Source organism: Shewanella sp. SM20 (genome assembly GCF_025654545.1).
Taxonomy (GTDB): Bacteria; Pseudomonadota; Gammaproteobacteria; order Enterobacterales; family Shewanellaceae; genus Shewanella; species Shewanella oncorhynchi.
Genome location: NZ_JAKKRK010000004.1, coordinates 134473 through 160970, shown reverse-complemented (window position 1 = coordinate 160970; position 26498 = coordinate 134473). Strand labels below are relative to the sequence as shown.

The window sequence follows — 26498 nt, the reverse complement described above, 5'->3', positions numbered from 1 at the left end:
TTAGACTCATCAGGAGTATCTCAGTGTTCAACTCTTCATTACGTAAAAGCCTTGAAGTGAGCGAAAGCAAACGCCAAGAGGCAGAGTCGATCATCGACTCGATTAAACACAGTATTGCCACAGTAGAATTTACGCCTGATGGAATAATTCTCGATGCTAATGCGTTGTTTTTAAAAACGGTAGGTTATTCACTTAATGAAGTCGTAGGCCAACATCACAAGCTGTTTTGCTCGGCGGCTTATGGTAATTCTGCTACCTACCAGCAATTTTGGAGCAGTCTAAAAGCAGGTCATCCACAGGAAGGCAATTTTGCACGAGTGAATAAAAATGGCCAAGAGATCTGGCTTAGAGCCACTTACTTCCCCATAAAACAGGCAGGTAAAGTCGTTAAAATAATGAAAACAGCCTCTGATATCACCCAAGATAAGCACCAACTTGACGACCAAGCGGCCATTTTTAATGCCTTGAATCGCTCGCAAGCCATTATTGAATTCACTACCGATGGCACGATTTTGAAAGCCAATACTAACTTCTTAAAGACAATGGGCTTTAGCAAAGAGCAGATTATTGGTAAACACCATCGTATTTTCTGTTTTGATGAGTTTTATCGACAAAATCCACACTTTTGGGACGATCTAAAGCAAGGTCGATATAGCAGCGGTCTCTTTGAACGTAAAAATGCTTATGGCGATTCGATTTGGTTAGAAGCGGCATACAATCCTATTATGGATGAGCAAGGTAAAGTGGTTAAAGTAATTAAATTTGCGAGCGATATCAGCAAGCGGATCGAGCAAAGCCACGCTGTACGTGAAGCCGCCAATATTGCACTGACCACGTCACAACGTACCGTCGAGCAAGCAGAACAAGGCGTACATTTACTCAATGCGACGGTAAATACCTCTAATGCTATTGCCGAGCAAACCCATAAAGCGACCTTGGCGATAACTCAACTCAATGAACAATCTCAAAGTATTCAAGCCATAGTCGCGACCATTAGTTCGATTGCCGATCAAACTAATTTACTGGCATTAAATGCCGCAATTGAGGCCGCACGAGCGGGGGAACAAGGCCGAGGTTTTGCCGTTGTCGCCGATGAAGTGAGGCAGCTTGCTTCCAGAACCAGTAAATCAACCAGTGAGATTGCCGCCGTCGTCACTAAAAATACACAACTCACCACAAGTGCAACTAGCATGATGAACGAAGTTGAAGGTATTGCACTGGAAGGAAAACAACAGTTAGCGGAGGTAACATTAGTAATGGGAGAAATACGTAGCGGCGCGGAAAACGTCTCAGCAATCGTGTCGCAGCTATCAGTCAATAACAATTAATTGCTAGCATTTAATCTCGCTATCAAGGATTGCATGGCGCTTTATCTAAAAGACAAAACGCCAACCTATTGCTTTTACGTCAATCAATAATCAGTTTTACGACCTTCATAGGTGGCGCGCATTTGCTGTACAAGAACCTCATCGTAAGCACGTAATCCACTCATCACTAAGGTTTTGATACCTGTGCCAACTAAAGTGTCGCCACTGTGTAATTCAAAGTGCAATGTCACATCGCCACGTTTACCGTCGATTTTTAAATCTTGGCCAATGAGTGATAAGGTCACTTGTACAAAATCGAGAGTGGTTAAGTCAAACGACATACTTTCGTAAATCACTAAAGGCCGTTCTGGGTTGATCATCACTTGATGTTGTTTCATCAAAGGGATCAGAATATCGATAAAATTATGCCCAGAGAAAGCAACATATTGACGAATAAAGGATTCGGTCTGCGCATCGCAACAACTCACATCGCCATGACGGCTGACATTAAGATAGGTTTTTTCACGACTATCGCGAATCGAAAAACTCTCGCTCACTTGTTCAGGGAATTGCAGTTCGACGCTATCACCCACCATACCCGCAAAGCTAAACTTCATGCTCTGGCTCAAACCATATTGAGTCAATACTAGGGCAAACAGTAAATCTCCCGGTACGCAAAAGCGTTTTGCCCCCACATCGTGGATAGGATTAAAGTCCTGCGCAATTTTCTTCGCGAAGTCACTGGCTTGTTGTGCTGAAACGGAAATAGCTTGATTTTGCTTAGAAAAATAAGGCGCTAGAAACATATAAACTCTATTTGTAATAACTCAATACAGGGATGGATAACTAAATTATCACGAGTCTACCTTAAATTAGGTATTTAACTCACCCGATGACTTGACCCACGTAAGGCGTACAAAGTAACACCCTGCCCACATTTGTAAAGCCAAACAAATGACAGGGGTATCAGGATCTGTTGACGTTTCAGGTTTATTCTGCAGATATTAGGCGGGATTTTATGCAAGATAGAGCCTTTATGGCGTGATGACGCGACATATAACAGCCGATAATGCCGCAGAAATGTTAGCTAAATAAGGCTGTTTTCATCACTCGTGACTCATTTAGAATAACTCAACATCATTTATCGTTTGGCGAGCAATACCTTGTCAGAACAAATAACATCTAATACGTAAGTATTGCCTAGCCACCGATAAGCCAAGGAATAAATCGTTAGACCTTTTTAAATTCACGCTTTAACTGAAAACCATCGTCAGTGGCTAACTGCTCTAGCACTTCGATACGCTGACGAAGGATGGCTAACTCGGTCTGAAAAGCTTGGTTTTCGGCCACTTGCTCACGAGTCGACACACCTTGTTTGTTGCGGATTTTCATTATAGCGACCACATATCCACCAACAATTGCAAATATTGGGATAAGTAAAGCGAGGGCACCAGTGTTCATAGTCATTTCCTTTATCTATTGGCGTTATCGTTATCAAGCTCAACATTTAGATCTGCTTATGACGCTTAATCAATGTCAAAGTCAGAACATGGAAATAAGTATGCGCAAGACAACCGCAATCAACCAGTGACAAAAGTCATGAGATTTAGCGAAACAGTGTCATTCCTTATCAAAACTATCCACAACAATAGCGCCCATAGAGGCTGGCATAGTGATCACTATGATCCGTTTTATAGAGGTTAGTGGATCCTCAAAAAATGGCACTTTATCGAGGCAAAGCAGCACGAGGAAAACCACGAGGGCAGTGAGCAAATACGCCACCACGATACGAAAAATAAACACAGGAACGCGGGAAGCAATATTCTGTTGGAACACGCTGTGATAGGTGAATACCCCAAGAAAGAGCAGCGATAAACTAAAAAGCATACCGATATTCAATAAAGGTAAAGTCTCACCGAGATGCCACGCTTCCTCAGAAAATGCAACGGGGACCGCAAGGGCAAAAGCCCCTACGCAAACTTGGCTCGCATCTTCGGTGTTAAAACTAAATTTCATGCTGATCGCTCCCTAATCTTCCAATCTATTTGATTAGTCGAAAATAACGTTCGGTGAAGATGCGCTTATTACTGGGGTATTAAGTGCGATACAGCACTTTAACCACATGCCAGCCAAACTTAGTTTTCACTATATGTGGCACCAGTAATTCACCTGAAAATGCAACCTTATCGAACTGTGGCACCATTTGGCCTTTTTTGAACTCGCCTAAATCGCCACCTTTTTTGGCCGAAGGGCAAGAGGAAAAACGCTTAGCGAGCACAGCAAAATTAGCACCATTATTCAACTGCTTAACAATATCCTCAGCCTGTTCTTTGTGTTTCACTAAAATATGCACAGCGGCAGCGGTTTTAAACATGTCATTTCTCACTTTGGATTAACGTCCCGTGCAAAGGAAAAATTGGTGCCCCGAGTTTGCCCTCGATCACACCACTTCCATCGGCACAGGTTCTACTGACTAAAAGGTTTTAGATCCAACGCATAAGTGCGTTATTGGCCCATTATCGACCCTATTAACCTAGAAAATTTTCTGCCACCACTGCAAAGGGTCGCCGCAGTTATTCACAGGACGATAGGTCGCAGCTAATGCCGGAAGCGCATCAACATTGCTGCAAGTGGATTCCTTAGCCACACCTGTATCTCGGTCAAAAAAGCCCTTCACTACGCCGTTCACAGGGATTGAGCGCAGACTAATAGGTGGACGTTCCTTTAAGAAGGCAAGATACACGGCCATGGCGCCACTACTACCATACAAACTGGTTTTGCCGTTATCGTCACGACCAACCCAAATGGCGGCGACGTTACGCTCATCAAAGCCCGCAAACCAAGAGTCACGGCTGTCGTTACTGGTGCCAGTCTTACCCGCAAGTCCAACGCCAGGGAAGGCATTACCTAAACGCGTCGCCGTTCCCGTATTCACAACTTGCTGCATAGCAAATTGAATTAAGAAATCTGTCTCAGGTGCTATAGCTTGCTCTTTAGGCAATCGCGTCACTGGCAATGGGTTCTTATCAGAATCTAGCACAGCGGTCACTGTGGTTAACTTACGGTAAACACCGCTATCAGCTAAGGTTTGGTACACTTGCGCTACCATTAATGGCGAGCCATTGACGGCGCCGAGTAACATGGAGGGATACTCGTTTAACGGTTCCTGCCAACCCGATTTAGCCAATGTTGTTGCGACCGCATCCACACCCACAGCAATCCCAAGGTTTACCGTCGGTACGTTCATCGACTTTTTCAATGCCGTTAACAAAGGCACCTGACCACTGAACTTCTTATCAAAGTTTTGTGGTGACCATGTCTTACCTTGCTCGCTTTTTAAGGTAATAGGTTGATCTTTAAGAGGTGTCGCTAAGGTAAATTGGCTATTAGGTGCCAGAGCCGTAGCATACACAAAAGGCTTAATTAACGAGCCAATAGGACGACGAATTTCAACCGCGCGGTTAAAGCCATCAAATCCTGGGGTTTTATCGCCGACCATAGCCGCAATACCGCCCGTGTATTTGTCGGTCACGACCATACCAATCTGCAATGATTTATTACTCTTATCTAAGCTTTTGAGGGTTTGAGTCACCGCAATTTCGGCGGCTTCTTGGGCCATAGGATCAAGCGTGGTATAGATTTTCACCCCAGATTGCTTTAATAACGCATCGCCATAACGCTCGTTCACTTCCTGTTTTACCAAGGCGAAGAAGGAAGGCAATTTTTGATGTGCTGGTTTATTGAGATTACGGATCCCTAAGGGTGACTCTACCGCCACCTTGTACTCAGCCGTGGTTAAATCCCCCGCATCCATTAACAAACGCAATACCAGATCACGGCGTTCTTGAATACGATCCGGATATTTCCATGGATTGTAGTAAGACGGTCCCTTAATCGCAGCCACTAAGAATGCCTGCTGGGAGATAGTCAACTCACTGATAGGACGGCCGAAATAGAAACGTGAGGCCAAACCCATACCATGGACGGCGCGGGATTTATCCTGCCCCATATACACTTCGTTAAGATAGGCTTCGAGGATTTCGTCTTTGCTGTAACGAAAATCAATAATGACCGCCATTAAGGCTTCGCGCACCTTACGCAGCAAGGAACGCTCACTCGAAAGGAAAAAGTTTTTCGCTAACTGCTGAGTTAACGTCGAGCCACCTTGCACAGTGCGACCGGCGCTGATGTTCACAAAAGCAGCGCGCGCAATCGCGAAGGGATTCACACCATGGTGTTCATAAAAACTACGATCTTCCACCAGCAGTAACGCCTGCACGATCGACTTTGGCATTTCTTCGGTCGGCACAAACAGCCTGTCTTCACCATCGCCAGTAATAATGCGGTCGAGCAATACAGGCTCAAGATGGAACACAGCAAGCTGGCGCTTATCTGACACTCGAGTGACCGAACTGATGCCATTGCTGTCGAAACTGATCATGACTCTTTGTTCGACTTGATCGCCTTCAGGATGCAAAAACGGTCGACGCCACAATTCAATACGAGTGCTCGATGCCGAAAACTCTCCCACTTGGCGTGGGTTAGCGACTTTGCGATAGCCGAGCAACTTAAGCTCAGCCATCATTTGCGGATGGCTGACTGCAGCACCGGGATACAGCGCCATAGAACGGCTAAACACCTGTGCTGGCAAATGCCATTTTTGGCCTTCAAATTTTTGCGCAATAATTTGATCAAGATAAATGCTGTAAAAAGTCACTACAGCTAATCCAGCCAAGCCTAGTTTCCAACTGATAGACCAAATTCGTCGAAATAAACCGCGGCCATGATTAGCCCGACGGGAAGCGGGTGATTTTTTTGTCGTCTTAGTTGTCATATCTACTTCATCATTCATGCATTTAAAGACATCAGCCATAGGCACAAAGCTAACGTGGTGCGAATCAAAGTTTTTCATAACAAAATGTTATAAAACCAGCGGCGTGGTGCTAGGGCTGAGCTAAACCCAAGGTTTTCTTCTTGGTAAATTTTGTCGGCAGTGTATTCACAGGATCGTCTGGCCACAGATGTTTTGGATATCGGCCGCGCATTTCCTTTTTCACTTCCACATAAGGTCCCTGCCAAAAGCTGGCTAAATCTGCCGTCAAGGCTAATGGACGCTGGGCCGGAGAGAGTAATTCCATCGTCACCTTTAGTTTGCCCTGCGCCAACATAGGACTCTGCGCCATGCCAAAGGTTTCTTGCAGACGTACACGCAGTAGCGCACGCCCAGACTCGTCATATGCTATTGGCGCAGAGGTACCAGTCACTAACTGCCAGGAAGTTGGCAATAACTCGTCAAGTCGCTGTTTCTGCTGCCAGCTCAAACAGTTTGCCACAAAACCAAAGCAATCAAGCTTAACTAATTGCGGCAGATTATTCACATTTTCGAGGTAAGGCGCCAGCCAAGTTTCTAGGCTCGCTAATAATGCTTCATCATCAACCTTGGGCCAGTCACCGCCCGCGTCAAACTCAGTTGCCAGTTTGAGCCTGTATTGAAACTGTTCTAAGTTAGCGTTCCAATTGAGGATTTGTAATCCTTGCTGGCGAATATAGCCCAGTAAGGCCGCGACAATTTGCTTACGTTCAGGCTTAGCAATCGTCTCGGTTTTTACTAAAATTTGTCCGACCTTGTATTGGCGCTGCGCAATCACTCGACCTTTAGCTTCATCCCAGCCACAGATCTCGTGGATTTCCAGCAAGTTTTTTAGCTCGCCGTCGAACAAGCTTGGCTGAAGCTGACTCGCTAAGTAAATCCGCCCAGCGTTTCTGCCTTCAGTTTCTTGAAAATCCGCCACCACCATCCACGGCGTTTGTGCCAATGCATCATCGGCTGCGAGCACGACGCCAGTACCATTGGCTAATTGGTAGCCCTCAACACCGCGGGCCTTAGCGATACGATCCGGATAAGCAAGTGCTAATAACAACCCCACATCGCTGTGGTGTGCATGGGTCGCTATCTTAGACAAATCCGCCGCTAATCCTAGCTTTTTCTGCCACTGTTTTGCCTGTTGCCCAGCTTGTCCATGACAGGCAAAGTGCAGGTAATTCATGATATCGGCGCCCTTTTTAGGCAAACCGCGCGCCTCTAAAACCCCCGACAACAAGCAGGCCAAACTGCCCAATTGCGTTGCTTGTTCGTTAGCATTATTGACTCCCCCATTGTTTGCGCCCAAACTTTTTGCGCCCAATAACATATGAGCAAGTCTTGGGTGACACCCTAGCTCGTAGGCCACTTTACCGTGGGGAGTGAGTTTATTTTGAGCATCGACCATGCCTAAATCTTGTAACAGTTTCCACGCCAGCGCCTCATGCACACTTGGTGGTGGCGTTAACAACATCAAGTCGCTAAAGGATTTTGCGCCCCAGTAAGCACAATCGTGGGCCATAGCCACCAGATCCGCTTGGCTGATCTCGGGTTCATCGACCCTGAGCATGCGGCCATGTTCTTCTTGGCTCCACAAACGCACGCACACGCCCGCAGATAAACGTCCGGCGCGGCCACTGCGCTGAGTCGCCGAGGCTTGGCTTATACGTTTTAAGCCTAAGCGGGTGACGCCGGTTTTAGGGTTAAAACTCGCTTGTCGTTTATAGCCACTGTCGATGACAAAACCTATGCCTTCAATGGTTAAGCTCGATTCCGCCACGTTAGTGGCTAGCACGATTTTACGCCTGCCGTCCGTGGTTACCGCAATCGCGCTATCTTGCTCAGCACCCGAAAGTTCGCCATAAAGAGGGCAAATCAAAAAGGCATCGTCCGCTAAACGCTCGCGCAAAAACTGCTGTAATCGTAAGATCTCCCCTTTACCGGGTAAAAACACGAGCACGGCATTATTGGCAGCCGTTTTATCAACACAGGCTCTGCTGCTGGCCGAGACCAGTTCGAGCACGCAGCGGCCGAGGTGATCGATCCAATACTGCTGAGTTGGCAAAGGGCGATATTCGATGTCGACAGGAAAACTCCGGCCTTCGCTGTGCAAGGTCACCGCTTCTGGCATGAGTTCAACTAAGGCAAGACCTGATAGAGTCGCTGACATAGCTAATATCTTTAAATCGTCCCGCAGTGAAGCTTGCACTTCGAGCGCTAGGGCAAGACCTAAATCTGTGGTGAGGTGACGTTCATGAATTTCATCGAAGATGATCATTCCAATCCCAGTTAACTCGGGATCTTGTTGGATCATTCGCGTCAGTATGCCTTCGGTGACAATTTCTAAACGGGTATTAGCGCTGATTTTAGCTTCACCGCGGACGCGATAGCCGACTTCTTGCCCCACCTTTTGCTGGCGACAGCTGGCAATATAGTGCGCCACACTACGCGCCGCGACACGCCGCGGTTCGAGCATTAAAATGCGTCCGCTGATTTCAGGCCAATCCAACATAGCCAAAGGTAACGCCGTTGATTTACCCGCACCTGTCGGTGCCTCGAGGATCACTTGAGCGTGACGAGAAAAAGCCGCGCGCAGCGGTGCTAATAAGCTATGAATAGGTAGAGAGTTCAAGAAAAAGACATCAGCGGCCAAGACAGGGCGTCAGTGTACTAACAATCGGCTTTGAGTACCATTTCACAGCAAACATTATCAAGTCAGTGCTGACATAAGTAACAGCTCAAGGCTGCCATGCCCAAGATTACAGCTGTGGATAGGGAGCAAAAATCTCACGCTTTTCGAGCCAAGGTTGACTGAGCCCTGACTGTAGTTCAGCTAAGCGTATCGGTTTATTGATGGCGTAACCTTGAGCATAGTCGACGCCTAAGGCTTGCAATTTCCACCCTATTTCTTGGGATTCGACAAATTCAGCAACCACATCAAACCCCATATCTTGACCAAGTTGGCAGATGGATTTTACGATCGCCTGATCCGCAGAGTCTTCGCAAATATTGACGACAAATTGGCCATCAACCTTTACAAAATCCACATTGAGGCGCTTAAGGTAAGCAAAGCTAGAAAAGCCTGCACCAAAATCATCGAGGGCTAATTTACAATTGAGCGGACGAAGTATCTCGAGTAACTTTGTCGCTTGATCAAGCTGACTCACAGCCGCGGTTTCTGTGATCTCGATGCAAAGCTTATCCACCAGCTCAGGTTCGGCCATCAAACGCATTTCTAGCCAATTCATAAACTCATGATCGCCCAAAGAGGTTGCCGACAGATTCACAGACACAAGATCCAATTGCTGCCAAATATCTAAATGACTACCACCCCACTTGAGCAAATTATCGATCACCCAAAGATCAACCTTAGAAGCCAAGTTGTATCGCTCGGCGGCGGGTAAGAAGATAGCAGGAGACACTATAGTGCCGTTAGTCTGCACCATACGCAGTAGGATCTCTAAATGTAAGCCAGTTTCCTCGCGGTTTAACGGCACTATGCTTTGAAAATAAAGCTCAAATTGGTTTAACGCGAGTGCGCCGACGATATCTACAGAGGCCATCATCTCGGTGTAGAGACGGTTCATTTTAGGATCGCTCGCACTGTATAAATGCCAACCATTTCGGCCTTGATCCTTCGCCAATCGACAAGCAGCGTCAGCTTGACTCATGACGGTATAAATATCGGCAGATTTTTTATCTAGCCTAGCAATCCCCATACTGACACTGACATTGTGACTACGACTTTCCCAAATAAACTCATGATTTGCTAACTGGGTACAAATCCGCTTAGCAATCTGTTTCGCAGAGTCCACATTGCAGTAATGCATCAGGATACCAAACTCATCGCCCCCTAAACGGGCAACTATATCGCCTTTACGTACGAGCTGTTTCAAACGTAATGCGACTTGGCAAAGCAGCTTATCGCCCGCCTGATGGCCACTGATATTGTTAATGACTTGGAATTGGTCTAAATCGAGAAACGCCACGCAAATAGGCATATCGTCATGGGCATGTAGTAGGTTTTCTAATAGGGCTTCGAAATGTAGCCGATTAGGTAAACCCGTAAGTGCATCATAATTGGCATGGAAGGATAACTCATCGGCTAAGCGGTACTTTTCACTGACATCTTCGGCAATCATGACTAAAGTATCTTTATCGCCGCTAATCTGGCTAAAACTCAGTTTTAACCAAGTTAATTGATGAATTGATTTTAAAGGTAATTCACACCAAGCTTGACCGAGCACACCTTCTCGTACCACATGTAAGGTATCGGTTAGCATGGCGTGTTCTTCCTCACGCACCATGTCGAATAAATCATAGCCATGTTGAATTGGCAGGGTTTGCAGAGCGACTTTATTCAGCATAGTCAATTGATCATGCTTATCTAACAAGGCGCAAGCTAAGGGCAACTGGTTGAATACTTCACAGTATTTATGTTCACTGGCAAGCATGCTTAAAGCAATACGCGTCAATTCCATCGCCGAGCCAATCATCACAGCGGCATGATTAAATTCCTGAATAAACTCTTCGCTCCATTCGCAACACTCGGAGCAATTCACCGCGCCCAGCGCAATACGGGTTTCGCCAAACACGACTGGCGGCAATACTAATAGACTCTTAACGTCCCAATCCCTTAATAAAGCTCGCTCAGCCTGAGCATCGGCAGGCAAGGTATTCACATCAGCCAGATTTAATAGACGCGGAGTACGGACAAGAGAGCGAAAAAATGGCATTCGTGCCAAGGGCCAGACTCGTGTCTGTTGGCCTTGGGCAAATTGAGGTTTTAAATACAGATTACGTGTGCGTAAACGATCCAGTGACTGGCTTCCGGTTAATACAAATACCCCGTCACAATGCAGTTGCAAAGTAATAGTCTCAAGCGCTCTGTCAACATTCTGCTCTAAGGTTTCTAGCGGGGATTCACTAAAAATACTGACCAAAGCCTGTTGGAGTGGATTAGCTAAACCTACTGACATGAAAAGTATCTTCCTTACCTAAAAATCCATTTAAGGTATTATCGACGTGTATTAAGTATAGGCTCACAGTGAATTAAACGTCTGCTTGAGTCACAAATTAGCTGATAAATTCAACAGCTAGATTAACGCTCAAATGCGCTTAACGTCAAAGTGTTCGCTGAGATAATCCATATTAGGCGCACCCAAAGGATGATAAACCGATGCAACAAAGGCTATTCCTCGGCTTCGCTCCCACAGATAGTCAAAGGGTATATCTAAGTGAATTGCAGCAGCAATTGATATGCCATCTTAATCCTGAGGCGAAAGCGGTGAGTGTCAGCAATCTGCATTTAACGCTCTGCTTTATGGGTCAAGCTAACAACGAGCAAAAAATCGCCCTCCTTGATGCGGTTGACCGCTTAGTGAAGCCAAGATTTAGCGTTCGGCTTAACCAGCTCGATGTATGGCCCAATGCGCAAGTATGTTGCTTGAAAGGCGATGATATTGAGCCTCCGTTAGCGCAATTCGCTAAACAGACGCAAGAAATTGCCGACCGACTGCAATTACATCGAAGTGAGCACAGCTTTTGCCCGCACATCAGTTTATTTAGAAAAGCAAAACAATGGATACTTGATGAAGCAGCTTTATTGCAACTCAAAGGTATGAATACGCTGACGTTCACGCCCAATAATTTGCATTTATACCATTCAAAAAGCACAAGCACGGGTGTCGAATATCACATCCTAAATTCTTGGACACTCGGTTAACCTTAATCAAAAAAAAAGCCCGAGTATCCACTCAGGCTTTATTTTTAAACTTATGAATCAATGCATTAATCAATACTAGAATAAAAAATAGCAGTTAACTAGAGAGCGATGATAAAGAAATACCTATTCGAGTAAACGTAAGGTTTCGCGATAGGCACGCTTTTGCTCGTAGGTTTGTAACCGCAGCATAAACTCATCAGTCTTAGTCATTTCAGCATTCATTTTCAACGCTTCGATCGCTTTCTGCTGCGTCGAAATAGCAGCACCAAAATCGCCTAACTCCGCATAAGCCGCGGCTAAATTATCAAGATTTGTAGGATCGTTTTCATTCACTTTGAGTAATTTTAAGGACAACTCGACCGCTTTATTGCCATCACGATATTCTGCTTCTGGGCAAGTTGCTAAAATCCACGCCACATTGCCCAAAGCAACATCATCACCCACTTGGGAAAATTGCTCGACCGCTTTACCGCAGTTGCGCTGCACACCGTCACCGCCAGACGCATAAATAAAGCCTAAACGGAATTGAGCCCAACGACTGCCCTGCTCACTCAACGCTTTATACCAATGCTCAGCGACTGACAAGTCACGCTTGATCAATTGGCCTTCAAATGACAGATCCGCTAAGGTTTGCTGCGCTTTTTCATGCTGTTGTTCGGCGGCAAGTGAGATCCAGTGCAATCCAGTCGGCACTTCTTGCGACACAAAACGTCCAGAGAGATACATTAATCCCAGCAAAAATTGGGCATCGGCATCACCTTGCTCTGCCGTCACTTGAATATGCACAAACTTACTGGCCGCAAGTTCAGCTGCTGGCTGCGGGATAGAAAATGCGTGCGCCGCAGAGCTCAGCCCTATTGTTAAGCTTAAACCTGCACCTAAAACCCATAATCTGTATTTCACTTGCTTACCTCTCTTAAAAACAACTGCCCTCAAAGTTAGCCAGAATTAACCCCATAAGTCGAGCCTAAATACACACAAACCTCAGGATAATGGGGGAAGCTAAGCCAAATGGAATGTCAAATTTAAAAAGTGAAACATGTTATTGTGTAATTTAGTGGCATATTTTATTCATAATCTATAATAAAACTGCTGAAATAGACTGGTAAGATGTGATTAACTCGACAGAGTTAAGTGAATCCAGCGAGTTTCATATCGATTTAGTTGACTTAAATCACTAAAGTAGCAAAATAAGCTCTAATTTTAGATGGTTAATTGCATTTATTCACTTATTCTAAACTAAGACTTCCATCAAGTTTTTGTGAGTTTAATTGACGTAAAATGCTTATTTAGAATACTCTTACTTTCGTTTTAATCAATCGAGGAACACCAACATGGCTCTGATTGGTAAGCCAAAACCTGATCCAACTTTGGAATGGTTTTTATCACACTGTCACATTCATAAGTACCCTGCAAAGAGCACTCTTATCCATGCTGGTGAAGACTCAGATACCCTTTATTACATAGTAAAAGGTTCTGTAGCGGTATTGATTAAAGATGAAGAAGGTAAGGAGATGATCCTTTCTTATCTGAATCAAGGTGACTTTATCGGTGAACTAGGTTTGTTTGAAGAACAAGCCGAACGTACCGCTTGGGTTCGTGCTAAGCAAGCTTGTGAAATCGCTGAGATTTCATATAAGAAATTCAGACAGTTAATTCAAGTTAACCCTGAAATTCTGATGAAGCTGTCTGCGCAAATGGCCTATCGCCTACAAAGTACCAGCCAGAAAGTGGGTAACCTTGCATTCTTAGACGTTGCAGGCCGTATTGCTCAAACTCTATTACATCTGGCTAAACAACCTGATGCTATGACACACCCTGATGGCATGCAGATTAAGATCACTCGTCAAGAGATAGGCCAAATCGTTGGCTGTTCACGGGAAACTGTGGGTCGTATCTTGAAGATGTTAGAAGAACAGAATTTGATCCAAGCTCATGGTAAGACAATCGTGGTATACGGTACCCGTTAAGTTAGTCTTCAGCTTGATTTAAGCCTGCCTTATTAAAGTGGCCTAGAATAAATTCTAGGCCATTTTTTATTGGGGAGCTCAAATGAAACGGCTGTTTTTAATCTGTTTTTTCAGCCTATTCACGCTGGTGCATCCAATAATCTTGCATGCCGAACCTATTGAATTAGAACATTATCAAGCCAAGGCGTTAGTTAACTCTGGGCAAATATTGTCCTTAAACGGTACACTCGCCGTAGTGAATCAATTTTGCCAAGGTGAACTAATTGATGCTCATCTCTATCAAGAAGATCATAAATGGCGCTATGATTTGCAAATCAAAGTTCAGCGTGGCCAAATCGTTAATCTCAGTATTGATGCAACTAATGGTCAAGCCGATCAATCAATAGCACTACCGAGCGAATGTCGAAAACATGAAACTGTTACTCGTTGAAGATAACCCAATGCTAGTCACCGAGCTGGAGAAACAACTCAAACTCGCTGGCTATGTAACCGATATTACAGACAAAGCGCTTGAAGCCGATTATCTGATCAAAGAAACCCAATACGATTGCGTAATCTTAGACATAGGTTTGCCCGATGGCAACGGCCTCGAACTGCTCGAAGGCTGGCGAAATCAAGGGATCAGCACTCCAGTCATCATGCTGACGGCCCGCAGCCAATGGCATGAAAAAGTAGAAGGTTTTAATGCTGGTGCCGACGATTACTTAGGTAAACCTTTCCACGCCCAGGAATTATTGGCCCGAATCCAAGCTTTAATCCACCGTGCACATGGTCGTCTAAACACCTCAAGTAAACAATTGAGTTATGGTGGTGTGGTTTTAGATGAAGCAGAGCAAACAGTAAAAGTGGCCGAGCAGCTGTATGAACTCACAGCAATGGAATTTAGGCTGTTAAAAATCTTCCTCATGTCACCTAAGAAGCTGTTATCTAAGACGCAGCTAACCGATAAGCTCTATCAGTTTGACGATGAAAAAGAGAGTAATGTGGTCGAGGTTTATGTCACCCATCTACGCAAGAAACTGGGTAAAACCACGATCGAAACCCGTCGCGGCCAAGGTTACATCTTCCACGGCATTATTGAATGATCTCGATCCGCACTAAGCTCAGTTTATGGTTAACTGGCTTACTCGTGTTAGGTACTGTGATTGGACTGATACTGTTTGAGTCCATGCTACGTCAGGCCTTCCACGACTCTATTATCAATCGCTTAGAAGAAGATCTCGAACATATCATGCTGGCAACCCATATCCACGATGGGGAGATCAGCATAGATCAAAGCCAGCTTTCCAGTTTCTACAAGCCCGCCTATTCAGGCCGTTATTTTCAGCTTAACCTGCCAAATGAAGTGATTCGCTCACGCTCCCTGTGGGATATGCAGTTAGATATCGAGCCACTGGCACCGAATCAAACCCGCGTCTGGCAGGCTAAAGGGCCAAAAAATAACGATATGCAGTTGTTATCACTGGGATTAAATTCCAGCAGTGCCAATGTCAGCGCCACCTTAACCGTTGCGCAAGATTTGAGTATCGGTAGACGTGTGTTTAGCGAGGTTTATGGCACTAAGCTTGGTGTCAATCTGGCGATGTTAGTTGCTATGATCGCGGGGATATTCTTGATCCTACGTCAATCCTTTAAGCCAGTTAAGCACATACAGCACGCACTTTCTCGGCTAAGACAAGGGGAAATTAACGCGCTGGAGCTCAATAATATTCCCCCCGAAGTACAACCATTAGCAAAAACCTATAATGAACTACTTGAGTATACTGCCAAGCAAATTGAACGTAGCCGCAATAACTTAGGTAATTTGAGCCATGGGCTCAAAACGCCACTTGCCGTGATGCAGCAACAGGTTGAAGCTCTTGGCCTCAAAGATCCTGAAACTGCCATTGCCTTGCAGCAACAGCTGGATTCTATCCACAAGATGGTCGAGCGCAAACTGGCGGCGGCAAGGATCACTGGCGACATGCTCCCCGCAGCGCAATTGGTGATCCCTAGGGATTTACACAGCCTAGCCAACACGCTAAATAAGGTTCACCGCAACAAATCCATTGAATGCGATTTCGAACTCGATCCCAACATTCTCAGACTGCCTATTCACAGGGAAGATGGTATGGAGCTCTTAGGCAACCTGCTAGACAACGCCTTTAAATGGGCCCAGAGCCGAGTCAGCATTCAGCTATCGCGTCAGCAAGAGCGTCTCTGCCTTTGTATTGATGATGATGGTCCAGGGGTTGCTGATGATGAGCTAGATAAGCTCACACAAAGAGGAACAAGGCTTGATGAGTCAGTGATGGGTCACGGTTTAGGATTATCAATAGTGAAAGAAATTGCCGAGCAATACGAGATTGAACTGCAGTTTAATCACAGCACTCGCTTAGGTGGATTGAGGATCGAGCTGACCTTTAGCTAGCCCCGGGTTATGCCAATCGTATTAAATGCCTTGTTTGAAATATCCATAAAAAACGCCATCGAATTGATGGCGTTTTTTTATGCAGAAAGCAATTTGAGGACGTTAGACTTTATTCACATTAGTGCTTTCAAAAATCTTGTCGGCAGACGCTGCCACAAAGCCTGTGTAGAGCTCGCCATTAGCCATAGGATAACGTAGTGCAAACTCATAGAAACAGCTTGGGATTTCCACTGTCGCGTCAGTAAATTCAACACCAATCTTATCGGCCATAGTCGAAGACTGTTCTAACAAGACTTCTGGCGAACCTTTGATCTCGCCACCTGAACTATTAAGCACAAAGCCCGCTTGCTTCAGTGCATCATTCACTGACTCTAAAGTCTCAAAACCGTCGAGGTGATTGATAGACACAGTGAAATGGTTAGCGCGATAACCAAAAGCCGCTACCCAAGCTGCATATTCACTCTCAGTTAATAAGTCCTGATAGGTTTTAGCATCTAAAGACCAATGACGGCCGGAGTAAATAAAGTTGTCAGCGGTAGTCGCAGCAGCATCCACTTGGGCGATTAAGCCTTGAATAGTTTTTTGCAACGCAGGGCTAAATTCTTCAACTAACAGCTCAGAGATAAACACTTTAGGCTGAGTCGAGTCGGGATGTTCAAAATGCTTAGCGATCAGTTTTTTCTGTTCAAACTTATAATCACCGCAAGGTACATAACCTAACGAAATGAAATGCTTAGCGAGTACATCCAAATTCACCTTAGCGATATTGAAAGTACGCAGGGCAATATGGTCGTTGATAATCGGCTTACCATGACCCAACAACGCGTGCACTTTTGCCGCAGAAGGGGTCATTTGAATATAGTCTTGCCACAGGGCGGCAAATAACGCGTTGATGTCGGTATGCATAAAAACTCCTTTTATTGTGCTGCGGTTATTGCTGTTATTTTGCCGCGAACACTAAATGTAACGACCTAAATGCCACTGTTGTAGCGTCACACATACCCACAGTAGAAACTCAAGTAACGTTACTGCTTGTTATTAAAAAGGAAGAACATTAGTCCTTCCTCCTCTTTCCCACATATTTTTTACCGCATAAAAGTCAAATCTCTACCCGCTTACAAGCTCAAACCGGGGCTTAATGTCGCGGGTAAACTCACGGCATCAGCCTCGACCGAAGCGACCGGATAAGCACAGTAATCGGCGGCATAGAAAGCACTCGCTCTGTGGTTACCCGAAGCCCCAACACCACCAAAAGGTGCCGCGCCCGATGCGCCAGTGATTTGTTTGTTCCAGTTAACAATGCCAGCACGAATACGCGCGAGGAAATAGTCATAATCTTCACGGCTATCGGCAAGTAATCCCGCAGACAAGCCGTAACGCGTTTGGTTAGCCAATTTGATCGCTTGATCGAAATCACTGTAACGCACTAGCTGCAGTAGAGGTCCAAAGTATTCTTCATCCGGCAATGCATCGATCGCTGTCACATCGATAAGGCCAGGAGACACTAAGCCTGTACCCGCTTCTAGATGGGTTAACTCGACCAAAGACACACCGCCTAAGTTCAGCAAATTCGCCTGCGCCGCAACCATACCCTTAGCGGCTGTTTCAGAAATCATTGAGCCCATAAAAGGTTGTGGCTGCGCATTCCAAGGACCGACTTTAATCTGTTTAACCGCATCGACTAACATGGCAATCAGCGCATCGCCCTGCTCGCCTTGCTCGACATATAAACGGCGCGCACAAGTACAACGTTGGCCCGATGAAATATAAGCCGACTGCAAAATATCGTGCACTGCGGCCTTAATATCCTGCACACCTTTGATGATCAGTGGGTTATTACCCCCCATCTCAAGTGCTAAAATTTTGCCCGGATGACCGGCATATTGTTGATGTAAAAAATGACCCGTGCGTGAGCTACCGGTAAAGAACAGACCATCGAGCTGCGGGTGTGAAGCCAGTGCTTTACCCGTATCAACCTCACCTTGGACTAAGTTAAGTACGCCAGCAGGCAGACCCGCTTTATCCCATAGGCTAACCATCAGCTCAGCAACTTTAGGCGTGAGCTCTGAAGGTTTGAAAATCACGGTATTTCCCGCCAGCAGCGCAGGGACTATGTGGCCGTTCGGCAAATGACCAGGGAAGTTGTAAGGACCGAACACCGCCACAACACCGTGGGGCTTATGGCGGATAACCGCACGTCCTGCTGGCGTATCGTTGGCTTCAGTGCCCGTACGTTTATTGTAAGCCGCAGCCGATAAAGCAATTTTGCCTATCATAGCGCCGACTTCAGTCGCGGTTTCCCACTGAGGTTTACCGGTTTCTTGGGCAATCGTTTCTGCCAGTTCCGCTTTATTGGCTTCGAGTTGGCTGCGATACGCTTCAACTATGGCTAAACGCGCATCAAAACCTAACATAAACCAATCAAACTGTGCGGCGCGCGCGGCATCAACGGCGGCATTAACTTGTTCTGCAGTGGCCGTTTTACCTGTCCAAATAGATTGTGCATTGGCAGGGTTAATTGAGGTCACGTCATGACCTTTGCCAGCATGCCACTGGCCTTGAATATAATGTGTCATTGGTTATTCCTACATTGCCAAAATACGGATTTGATCGCCTTTTGCGAGTAACAAACCCGCTGCCAGCTCAGGGCTAATGATGATATGTTCGGATTTGTCGTCCACGGCCAATGCGGCAGACGTCGCTCGGTAATTGGCTAATTGGGTATTTGAGATAATAAATTGAGTGTCGGCTTCGACCATGTCACCAATATCGACGGTCAATAAACGACTTTCACGCACGCCGCGAATGTCCGATAAACGACACTCAACCGTTGGACCACCATCAAAAATATCCACATAACCGCGGCATCTAAAACCTTCGGCCTGCAGTAAACTTAATGCCGGGCGGGTATTGGTATGCACTTCGCCAATCACTTTCTGCGCTTCTTCAGGCAACAGACAAACGTAGACAGGATTTCGTGGCATCATTTCGGCCATAAATGCCTTTTTGCCCAAACCAGAAAGATAATCTGCCTGAATAAAATCAATGCCTAAAAAGTGTTTTTGCAGCCAGCCATAGAAAGGTGAATGCCCCTCAGCGTCGCTTACACCGCGCATTTCGGCAATCACAGTTTCGCCAAAACGCTTCGCATGTTGAGCTAAAAACAGAAAGCGACTGCGGGATAACATGCGGCCATTGTTGCCCTTGCGATACGCTTCACGCAAAAACAGGGTGCACATCTCGGCGGCGCCAGTGTAATCATGGCAAAGGGTGAGGGTTTCGACCTCGTTACGTACGTCAATTTGTTCGGAATGATAGACTTCAGTACCGAGTCGATAATGGTAGAAAGCATCTTCCATTCCCACGGCTGCTTCGATAGCGCACGTCCCCACCACTTCACGGGTGTCGGTATCTTCCAGCACCATCAGATAACCTTCATCGAAGGGCGCATCGACGGTTTTGACGAATGAGGCTTCTGCTCGCGCAATTTTATGTCTGAGCAAATCGGCATTCACGGGTAATGACGTAAAACCATGACCAGACTCTTCGGCAATTTGATATAAGGCTTCAAAATCGCCAGCCTGAATAGGACGTATGATTAACATCTTAGTGTCTCCTCACTTTGGCTTGCCGTGCATCAAGGCGCCTCTCTTCAAAAAGACAGGTAATGATGCACGTAAGTATTCCCTGACAAAAAAGGAGTGCGAATAAATTCAACACTCCTTTGGTCATTTAGGCGGCAGCTATGCTCGCCACAGCACGTTCAAAACGAGCTAGACCTTCAGCAATATCTGCCTCAGGGATCACCAGAGAAGGAGCAAAACGTACCACGTTAGCACCCGCCATCAGGCTCATTAAGCCTTCAGCGACAGAGGCTACCAAGAAGTCGCGCGAACGGCCTTGGTATTGTTCATTAAGAACTGCCCCTAACAGCAAACCTTTACCGCGTACTTCTGAAAATACATGATATTTTTCATTAATTTTGTTCAAACCATCGCGCAATAACTGCTCGCGATGTTTAACGCCGTCTAACACTTCAGGGGTGTTCACTACGTCTAACACAGCATTACCGATAGCGCAGGCTAATGGGTTACCGCCATAGGTAGAACCGTGAGTGCCCACTTTTAGATGTTCAGCAATCTCAGCCGTTGTCAGCATAGCTGCGATAGGGAAACCACCGCCGAGTGCTTTAGCTGTGGTTAAGATGTCAGGCACGATTTCAGTACCCATGTAAGCGTACAGTTCGCCAGTACGACCCACACCTGTTTGCACTTCATCAAAAATCACTAGCGCATTGTGCTTGTTAGCCAGTTCACGCACGGCTTTTAGGAATGCAGGATCGGCATCGATAATACCGCCCTCGCCCTGCAGCGGCTCAAGCATGATGGCACAGGTTCTGTCCGTTACTGCAGCTTCTAATGCAGCAACATCGTTAAATGGCAGGTGAGTAATGCTCTGTGGCTTAGGACCAAAACCATCGGAATAGGCAGCTTGTCCACCGACGCTCACGGTGAAGAAGGTACGGCCGTGGAAGGCTTTATCGAATGCTATGATTTCGTCTTTTTCAACGCCGTGTTTTTCTAAGGCGTAACGACGGGCAAGTTTCAATGCGGCTTCGTTGGCTTCGGCGCCAGAGTTGGCAAAATACACTTTGTCGGCAAACGTGCTATTAACTAATTTAGTCGCTAATGCTAAGGCTGGCTCATTCGTCATTACGTTTGACAGATGCCATAATTTTTCACCTTGTGTCTTAAGGGCATTCACAAGGGCTGGATGACAGTGACCTAAGCAATTTACCGCAATACCGCCAGCAAAATCGATAAACTCGTTACCCTCTTGGTCCCAAACTCGGCTTCCTTCGCCACGAACAGGGATCACGGCAGCAGGCGCATAATTAGGCACCATCACTGCGTCAAACTGGGCACGGTCCAACTTCATATCAACGCTCATTCTTCTTCGTCCTTTGTGTTTGTGTAACGGCGCCTTGCACCGTCAGAGTCCCATAGGTATCTTTATCTAGAGTTAGTGATACTGGGATTGCTTGTGTCTATTAATAACCATTATTAGCGAAAATGTGATCAAAATACCAGTTTTTCACAAACATCAATCCACGCACTTCCACCCAAAGTGCATAAAGATTGCAGTTTAAGAACTATACAAGCGGTTAAGCCCGTGGCTTACAGCATAATTAGTCAGAAAAAAAGTTATTTACCCCTCATTTTGCTAGCTATTCACTGAATGTGAATAACTACACCATTTTAACGAATCAAGTGTGAAAGCACAAAATGACCAATTTTCGACCTCACTTCAAGGGCTTCGGGTAATAAATTGAACAAGGGAAACACATGGGGCATGTTAGGGTAAAAACAGCCCGTTATCTCACCACCACAGGCTTTTATTTGGGCGACTAAACGTTCAGAATCCTGTAATAATAACTCCCGCGTACCCGCAATCACTAAGATGGGCGGCAGGTCTGCCAAGTTCCCCTGTAAGGGGGAAACTTTTGCCGACATAGGATCGGCCCCCGCAAGATAAGCGCCACGTAAGCGCAGCAATGCCTCTATGGTGAAAAAGGGATCGTCGGCTGCGAGTATCAACTCAGTATCCCCCGTAAGTGCTAAGTCTAACGCGGGCGATAGCAAGATACAGGCGGTCGGTAAAGGCAGGGCTAAACGCTTTAATTCCAGCAACAAACTCAGTGCTAAATTGCCGCCTGCCGAGTCACCCATGAGGATCAAATTCCCCGTGCCTTTCAGCTCAATTAACCGCCTATAGGCTTCAAGCACATCATCAAATGGTGCGGGGAAAGGATGCTCAGGTGCGAGACGATAATCAGGAATATAAGCATCTAATTGACAACGCTGGCAGATATCTGCGACCAGTCTTGCATGGGCATGGGGCGTTTTAAAACAGAAGCCTCCGCCACGGATATAAAATAGATTTCCAAGGCGAGGAGGTTCGTTCAGAAGCACATAATGTAACAAGTTTGAGTGTTGTAAGGGGATGGTAGCGCTGACTAACTTATCCGGCCAAGGGAGCCAACGTCTATCAAGCTCAAGCAACTTTTCACGCACTTGCGCTAAGGGCATTTTGGCCTGTCCACGACTGATGGATGGCCTAGCGACATAGGATAAAATGGTATTTAGTACAGATGCTTGCCAGCTTGGCATATCCCTTCCTCTACTTAAACGCCGCAATCATGGCGCTACGTAGCAGACCGAGGATTACAGCAGATCTAACTTCCTATAGTTTTGTGCTTTTAAGCGCAGTACTTCTTGCTCAGTTAACTCATAATAATCAAACATTAAGCGCTTTTCTTGGGGATCGATTTGACGCATTTCTTCGAGCAATACCACCTTAGCATAACAGTTTGCCCGCGCGACTAATGCCGACTGAAGCGACAATTCTCGATAGCTTAAGGTTTGGTCTAACTCCTTTAACAACCGAGTTAAGGGACTCGCTTCAAACTTAAGTAACTCTAATAATTGCCAATTAAGTTTAAGGCCATGGCTTAACACTTGTTCAAACACGGCCTTAGCAGGAAACTCAGTGGCAATCACCGCATCATACACTTCCTTATCACGGCTGCTACTGGCTTCTCTTATCCAAGATCCCCATGTTTGGTCGAATAAACGGGCACTTAAACTCAATACAACGGATGTGCCTAACTGATTAAGTAAGGCACTACTATAAACCAAGGCTGAGTCAGTATTATGAAGCTGAGCTAAAGCATTTGCCGCTATGCCACTGACTATGCTGTAGCGCCATAATTTACGGGTAGTCCATAACAACTTAGCATTGCCACTAGGAAGCCAATTTCGCAAACAAAAGTAAGGGATAATAGTGCGAAGGTTTTCGATACCGATGTAATTCATCACTAATTTGATATCAGTGACCCGCACATCTGAGCTCTGAGACCGGCGAGCGCGAAAAGATGGGCTGTTGACCATGTTGGTTAAGTCGCGGCACAACCAACTTAAGTTACTGATCAGTGGTCTTAATCGCGTTGCATCGAGATTTTTTGCCAGCAATAATTCCAGCAAGAGGATTTGCGACTCATTGATATCTGACTTAGCCAGAACAGATTCAGGGGACGCGAGTTGATGCTCGATGGCGTTAATGACAGTTTCATGCAACTGGCTCGATACGGCTTCAAACACTTCTTTAGCTTTAATTTGTTTCATCAAACGCACCAAAATCGCTTCGCGTTCAACATCTAACTTATTTGCATCGGCCTCTAATTCAAGGTCGAGTTCATCCAAAAGAGTCGGGCTCGCTTTTTGCTTTCCGAGGATCAATTGTTGATAGAGTCTATGTTCTATCTCTATAATTTTGCCGGGTCTTACACCGCCCGCAACCGAAATCGCCACTATAAATCTTTCCTATATCGCTAATGCCCGAGTGACGTCAACACAATCAAACTCTCAAAATCATTACAATTTCAGCACATACACTTAATCTTAGCAATAATGCAAAGTCGCAGAACGCAAACAAAGAGTTATATCGGATATTTCCTAGTCAGTTACCCAATAAAAAGGCCTCGACTAGGAGACCTTTAAAAGAAATCGAACTGAATTATTTAAGTTCTTGTTCAAATAACTTATAGATGCGGCGGTATTCATCTAACCAGCTAGAAGGTTGACGGAAACCATGGGGCTCAACAGGATAAATCGCCATTTCAAAGGTTGGTTTTTCCAGTTCAATGAGGCGCTGTACCATACGCACACTGTCTTGGAAGAAAACGTTGTCGTCCATTACGCCACTCATGATAAGCAGTGGTTTAGTTAATCCTTGGGCATGCTCAATAGGAGAGCTGCGCTCATAGGCGATAGGATCGACATCAGGCGTATTTAAGATATTAGAGGTATAAGGCGCATTATAATGTGCCCAGTCCGCCACAGGACGCAATGCAGCTCCAGCTTGGAACAAGTCCGGCGCGGTAAACAAAGACATGAAGGTTAAGAACCCACCGTAAGAGCCACCATAAGTACCGACACGCTTAGTATCGACATGGGTATGAGTCGCCATCCACGTTACGCCATCCTTTAAGTCTTCCACTTCTGGATGACCCATATTGCGATAAATAGCGGTGCGCCAATCTCGGCCGTAACCTTTAGAGCCACGGTAATCCATGTCCATCACAACATAACCTTGTTGAGTCAGCAGGTTGTGGAACATAAACTCGCGAAAATAACCGCTAAAACCATAATCGGCATTCTGCAGATAACCTGCGCCGTGATTGAAAATAACCGCAGGATATTTCTCAGCGCGGGACTTATCATAGCCTTGCGGCAGATAAACTCGAGCGTACACATTGCCAGCACCATGATTTGAAGGTACAGCTACCACTTCTGGCGCTTGCCATGGGTAATTTTTGAAGGCATCACTGGTATAAGACGTCAGCTGCTTTAACTCGCCGCCAATGGGTTGAACATAGAGTTCATTAGGCTGTGTGCGGCGTGAGGCATTGAGTAATAGCTGAGTGCCATCGGGGCTTAAGCTGTAATCTAAGTTGCCATCCCACTGGGTTAGTTGCTCATTTTTACCTGTGGCAAGATTCACGCGGTGAACGTTATAAATGCCGGGGTGACTCTGGTTCGCTTTGTAATAGATGTAATTGGCATCCGGTGACAGCGTAATATCACTCACCACAAACTTGCCTTGGGTTAACGCACGCGGCTTTTCGCCTTGAGCTTTAATATAAAGCTGCGAATAACCGGACTCTTCTGACAAGTAATACAAGGTATCCGTATCCGGTAACCAACCGAATTGGTTGTAGTCGTAATTCACCCATGCATCATCATGCAAACGATGTTCGGTAATGAATTTACCCTTAGCAAGATCGACACTGGCGATCCAGCGATCTTTGTTATCGGTGGCTTCTAGCATCAGGGCTAATTTATTTTCCGACTCATGCCATTGAATCGCACTCTGAGTCCAGCCCCAATCCTGCATCAACTGAATTTTACGTGGCGATTTAGTGCTTTGATAAGTTTCGCCTTTCGCTTTAGCATTTTCAGCTTTCACTTTGGCTAGCACATCTTCATCAAAACCAGTAAGGCCCTCGATTGTGATATCGACTTTTTTATGTTGGTTTAAATCAAGCACAACAAAACGTTGCCCTGGTGGCGTATCTTCAGCCACGCGCGCGCGCACTGGCACAGGGTCGATATAACCTTCACTACCTAAGTAATTAGGCATGATGTCGTGTTCGCTGCTACCTGTGTAATTTTTATCTGTAAGCGCGACTAAAATATAGCGGCCATCGGGTGATAAACTCAGCTCTGACACCACTTCACTATCGCCTAAATACCAAGTGCTGGCGGCGAGCGTTGGATCATTTTTTTGTAATTCATCTTGGTACTGCGCTTTAGCTTTAGCATTTTCTTGCTGCAGCGCTACATACTGAATCAATCTGTGCTGTTGTTTCGCAATATAAGATGTCGGCTCTTTTACCGCTTCTGGTGCTTTCGCCATTTTAATTTCAGCAAGTTGCTCGACTAAGCCAGAATCTTGATGGATCTGGAAAACATTATCGCCCTGCCAATAGGCAATATCGCCATTATTGAGATAACGCACACCATCGATGGCGGTGCGCTGGCGAGTCAATTGGCTAATTTTACCTGTGCTTAATTGCTTAACAAAAATGTTGCCCTGATACAGATAGGCCTTGTGGGACTTAGTGCGATCAAACACGCCAAACTGCTGATCTGCGGCATGTAACTTATCGAGAGCTAGCTCGACGGCGCGACTGTCATTAAGGCCTTGCTGATAATAGCTACGCAGAGGTGAAGCACTCGCTTGGCGGGCAAACAGTACGCTTTGGCTATCGTCGCTCCAGTAAGCCTCTTTGGCAAAGATCCCCATCCAATCAGGATTTGCCATAATTTGATTAAGCGTAAGCGCCTGTGAAACTTGTGGCGGTTGGGCTAAGGGAACTTGGAATGCTGGCGGAGCTATTACGGGAGTTGCAGTTTCAGTCGATGTCGCTGCGCACCCTGCCAATACGGCAACCGCTAACGCACTAAAACCCAAATTTCGCATTACGCTTCTCATTTATCCTTCCTTTTATTGTTATCGCAATGGCTAAATGACCCAGTCTACTTATCTGCTGGTTTTGCCTATTCGCGTAGTTTTGCGGCAGTTATAGCATAGTTAATCGCTAAACTTGCTTAAAAAGAAGGATAAATCTTGTAACAGAAATTGATAGTGTGGAGAGTTTTTA

The 26498-nt window shown here is 45.8% G+C and carries 21 protein-coding genes; 6 read left to right on the top strand and 15 right to left on the bottom strand.

The annotated features are described in order from the left end of the window. Positions 1–23 precede the first annotated feature (23 nt). Positions 24–1328 (top strand): methyl-accepting chemotaxis protein, encoded by a 1305-nt coding sequence (locus tag L5M18_RS23420; protein ID WP_168827655.1) that lies wholly within the window; start codon positions 24–26, stop codon positions 1326–1328. Between the two features lie 83 nt (positions 1329–1411). On the opposite strand, the gene L5M18_RS03430 is transcribed toward L5M18_RS23420, so the two are convergent. From L5M18_RS03430 to L5M18_RS03400, 7 genes are all read right to left on the bottom strand, one after another. Further along, complete coding sequence (locus tag L5M18_RS03430) at positions 1412–2113, bottom strand: DUF3581 domain-containing protein (RefSeq protein WP_263195948.1); 702 nt, start codon at positions 2111–2113, stop codon at positions 1412–1414. Positions 2114–2537: 424 nt separating this feature from the next. Continuing rightward, entirely contained in the window at positions 2538–2768 is a 231-nt protein-coding gene (locus tag L5M18_RS03425; RefSeq protein ID WP_105250256.1) for a hypothetical protein, read from the bottom strand. A 159-nt stretch (positions 2769–2927) separates the two neighbouring features. Further along, on the bottom strand, positions 2928–3323 hold the full coding sequence (locus L5M18_RS03420; protein WP_105250257.1) for a DUF2391 family protein: 396 nt from the start codon (positions 3321–3323) through the stop codon (positions 2928–2930). Positions 3324–3402: 79 nt separating this feature from the next. Next, the gene (locus L5M18_RS03415) at positions 3403–3681 is read right to left on the bottom strand and encodes a peptidylprolyl isomerase (protein WP_006084190.1); all 279 of its coding nucleotides are present in this window, start codon (positions 3679–3681) and stop codon (positions 3403–3405) included. Between the two features lie 159 nt (positions 3682–3840). Continuing rightward, positions 3841–6159, bottom strand: a complete 2319-nt coding sequence (mrcB, locus tag L5M18_RS03410) for a penicillin-binding protein 1B (RefSeq protein WP_168827694.1) — start codon at positions 6157–6159, stop codon at positions 3841–3843. Between the two features lie 91 nt (positions 6160–6250). Beyond that, on the bottom strand, positions 6251–8800 hold the full coding sequence (gene hrpB / locus L5M18_RS03405) for an ATP-dependent helicase HrpB (RefSeq protein ID WP_263195947.1): 2550 nt from the start codon (positions 8798–8800) through the stop codon (positions 6251–6253). Between the two features lie 127 nt (positions 8801–8927). Then, positions 8928–11147, bottom strand: coding sequence for a putative bifunctional diguanylate cyclase/phosphodiesterase (locus L5M18_RS03400; protein ID WP_263195946.1), 2220 nt, complete (start codon positions 11145–11147; stop codon positions 8928–8930). 200 nt (positions 11148–11347) lie between these two features. Between L5M18_RS03400 and thpR the strand changes: the two genes are divergently transcribed. Next, positions 11348–11893, top strand: coding sequence for an RNA 2',3'-cyclic phosphodiesterase (gene thpR, locus L5M18_RS03395; RefSeq protein WP_263195945.1), 546 nt, complete (start codon positions 11348–11350; stop codon positions 11891–11893). Between the two features lie 123 nt (positions 11894–12016). Here thpR and L5M18_RS03390 read toward each other — a convergent pair whose 3' ends face one another. Continuing rightward, complete coding sequence (locus L5M18_RS03390; RefSeq protein ID WP_105250260.1) at positions 12017–12796, bottom strand: tetratricopeptide repeat protein; 780 nt, start codon at positions 12794–12796, stop codon at positions 12017–12019. 431 nt (positions 12797–13227) lie between these two features. Between L5M18_RS03390 and crp the strand changes: the two genes are divergently transcribed. From crp to L5M18_RS03370, 4 genes are all read left to right on the top strand, one after another. Further along, positions 13228–13863, top strand: a complete 636-nt coding sequence (gene crp / locus L5M18_RS03385) for a cAMP-activated global transcriptional regulator CRP (RefSeq protein WP_006080082.1) — start codon at positions 13228–13230, stop codon at positions 13861–13863. An 82-nt stretch (positions 13864–13945) separates the two neighbouring features. Then, complete coding sequence (locus tag L5M18_RS03380; protein WP_105250261.1) at positions 13946–14293, top strand: PepSY domain-containing protein; 348 nt, start codon at positions 13946–13948, stop codon at positions 14291–14293. After that, entirely contained in the window at positions 14274–14948 is a 675-nt protein-coding gene (locus L5M18_RS03375; RefSeq protein WP_131523983.1) for a response regulator transcription factor, read from the top strand. The genes L5M18_RS03380 and L5M18_RS03375 overlap by 20 nt, the downstream gene beginning before the upstream one ends. Continuing rightward, positions 14945–16273 (top strand): ATP-binding protein, encoded by a 1329-nt coding sequence (locus tag L5M18_RS03370; RefSeq protein ID WP_131523982.1) that lies wholly within the window; start codon positions 14945–14947, stop codon positions 16271–16273. The genes L5M18_RS03375 and L5M18_RS03370 overlap by 4 nt, the downstream gene beginning before the upstream one ends. A gap of 102 nt (positions 16274–16375) precedes the next feature. Here the strand turns inward: L5M18_RS03370 and L5M18_RS03365 are convergent, their stop codons facing one another. From L5M18_RS03365 to L5M18_RS03335, 7 genes are all read right to left on the bottom strand, one after another. Further along, on the bottom strand, positions 16376–17179 hold the full coding sequence (locus tag L5M18_RS03365) for a DUF1338 domain-containing protein (protein ID WP_263195944.1): 804 nt from the start codon (positions 17177–17179) through the stop codon (positions 16376–16378). A 209-nt stretch (positions 17180–17388) separates the two neighbouring features. Then, entirely contained in the window at positions 17389–18849 is a 1461-nt protein-coding gene (gene astD, locus L5M18_RS03360; protein WP_173247537.1) for a succinylglutamate-semialdehyde dehydrogenase, read from the bottom strand. A 9-nt stretch (positions 18850–18858) separates the two neighbouring features. After that, a complete protein-coding gene (gene astA, locus L5M18_RS03355; protein WP_259561751.1) occupies positions 18859–19878 on the bottom strand; it encodes an arginine N-succinyltransferase in 1020 nt (339 codons plus the stop codon). Positions 19879–20005: 127 nt separating this feature from the next. Continuing rightward, the gene (locus L5M18_RS03350) at positions 20006–21223 is read right to left on the bottom strand and encodes an aspartate aminotransferase family protein (RefSeq protein WP_263195943.1); all 1218 of its coding nucleotides are present in this window, start codon (positions 21221–21223) and stop codon (positions 20006–20008) included. Positions 21224–21531: 308 nt separating this feature from the next. Continuing rightward, on the bottom strand, positions 21532–22443 hold the full coding sequence (locus L5M18_RS03345) for an alpha/beta hydrolase (RefSeq protein WP_263195942.1): 912 nt from the start codon (positions 22441–22443) through the stop codon (positions 21532–21534). 54 nt (positions 22444–22497) lie between these two features. Beyond that, on the bottom strand, positions 22498–23643 hold the full coding sequence (locus L5M18_RS03340) for an HDOD domain-containing protein (protein WP_113939142.1): 1146 nt from the start codon (positions 23641–23643) through the stop codon (positions 22498–22500). Between the two features lie 205 nt (positions 23644–23848). Next, on the bottom strand, positions 23849–26329 hold the full coding sequence (locus L5M18_RS03335) for a prolyl oligopeptidase family serine peptidase (RefSeq protein ID WP_263195941.1): 2481 nt from the start codon (positions 26327–26329) through the stop codon (positions 23849–23851). Between the last annotated feature and the right edge of the window lie 169 nt (positions 26330–26498).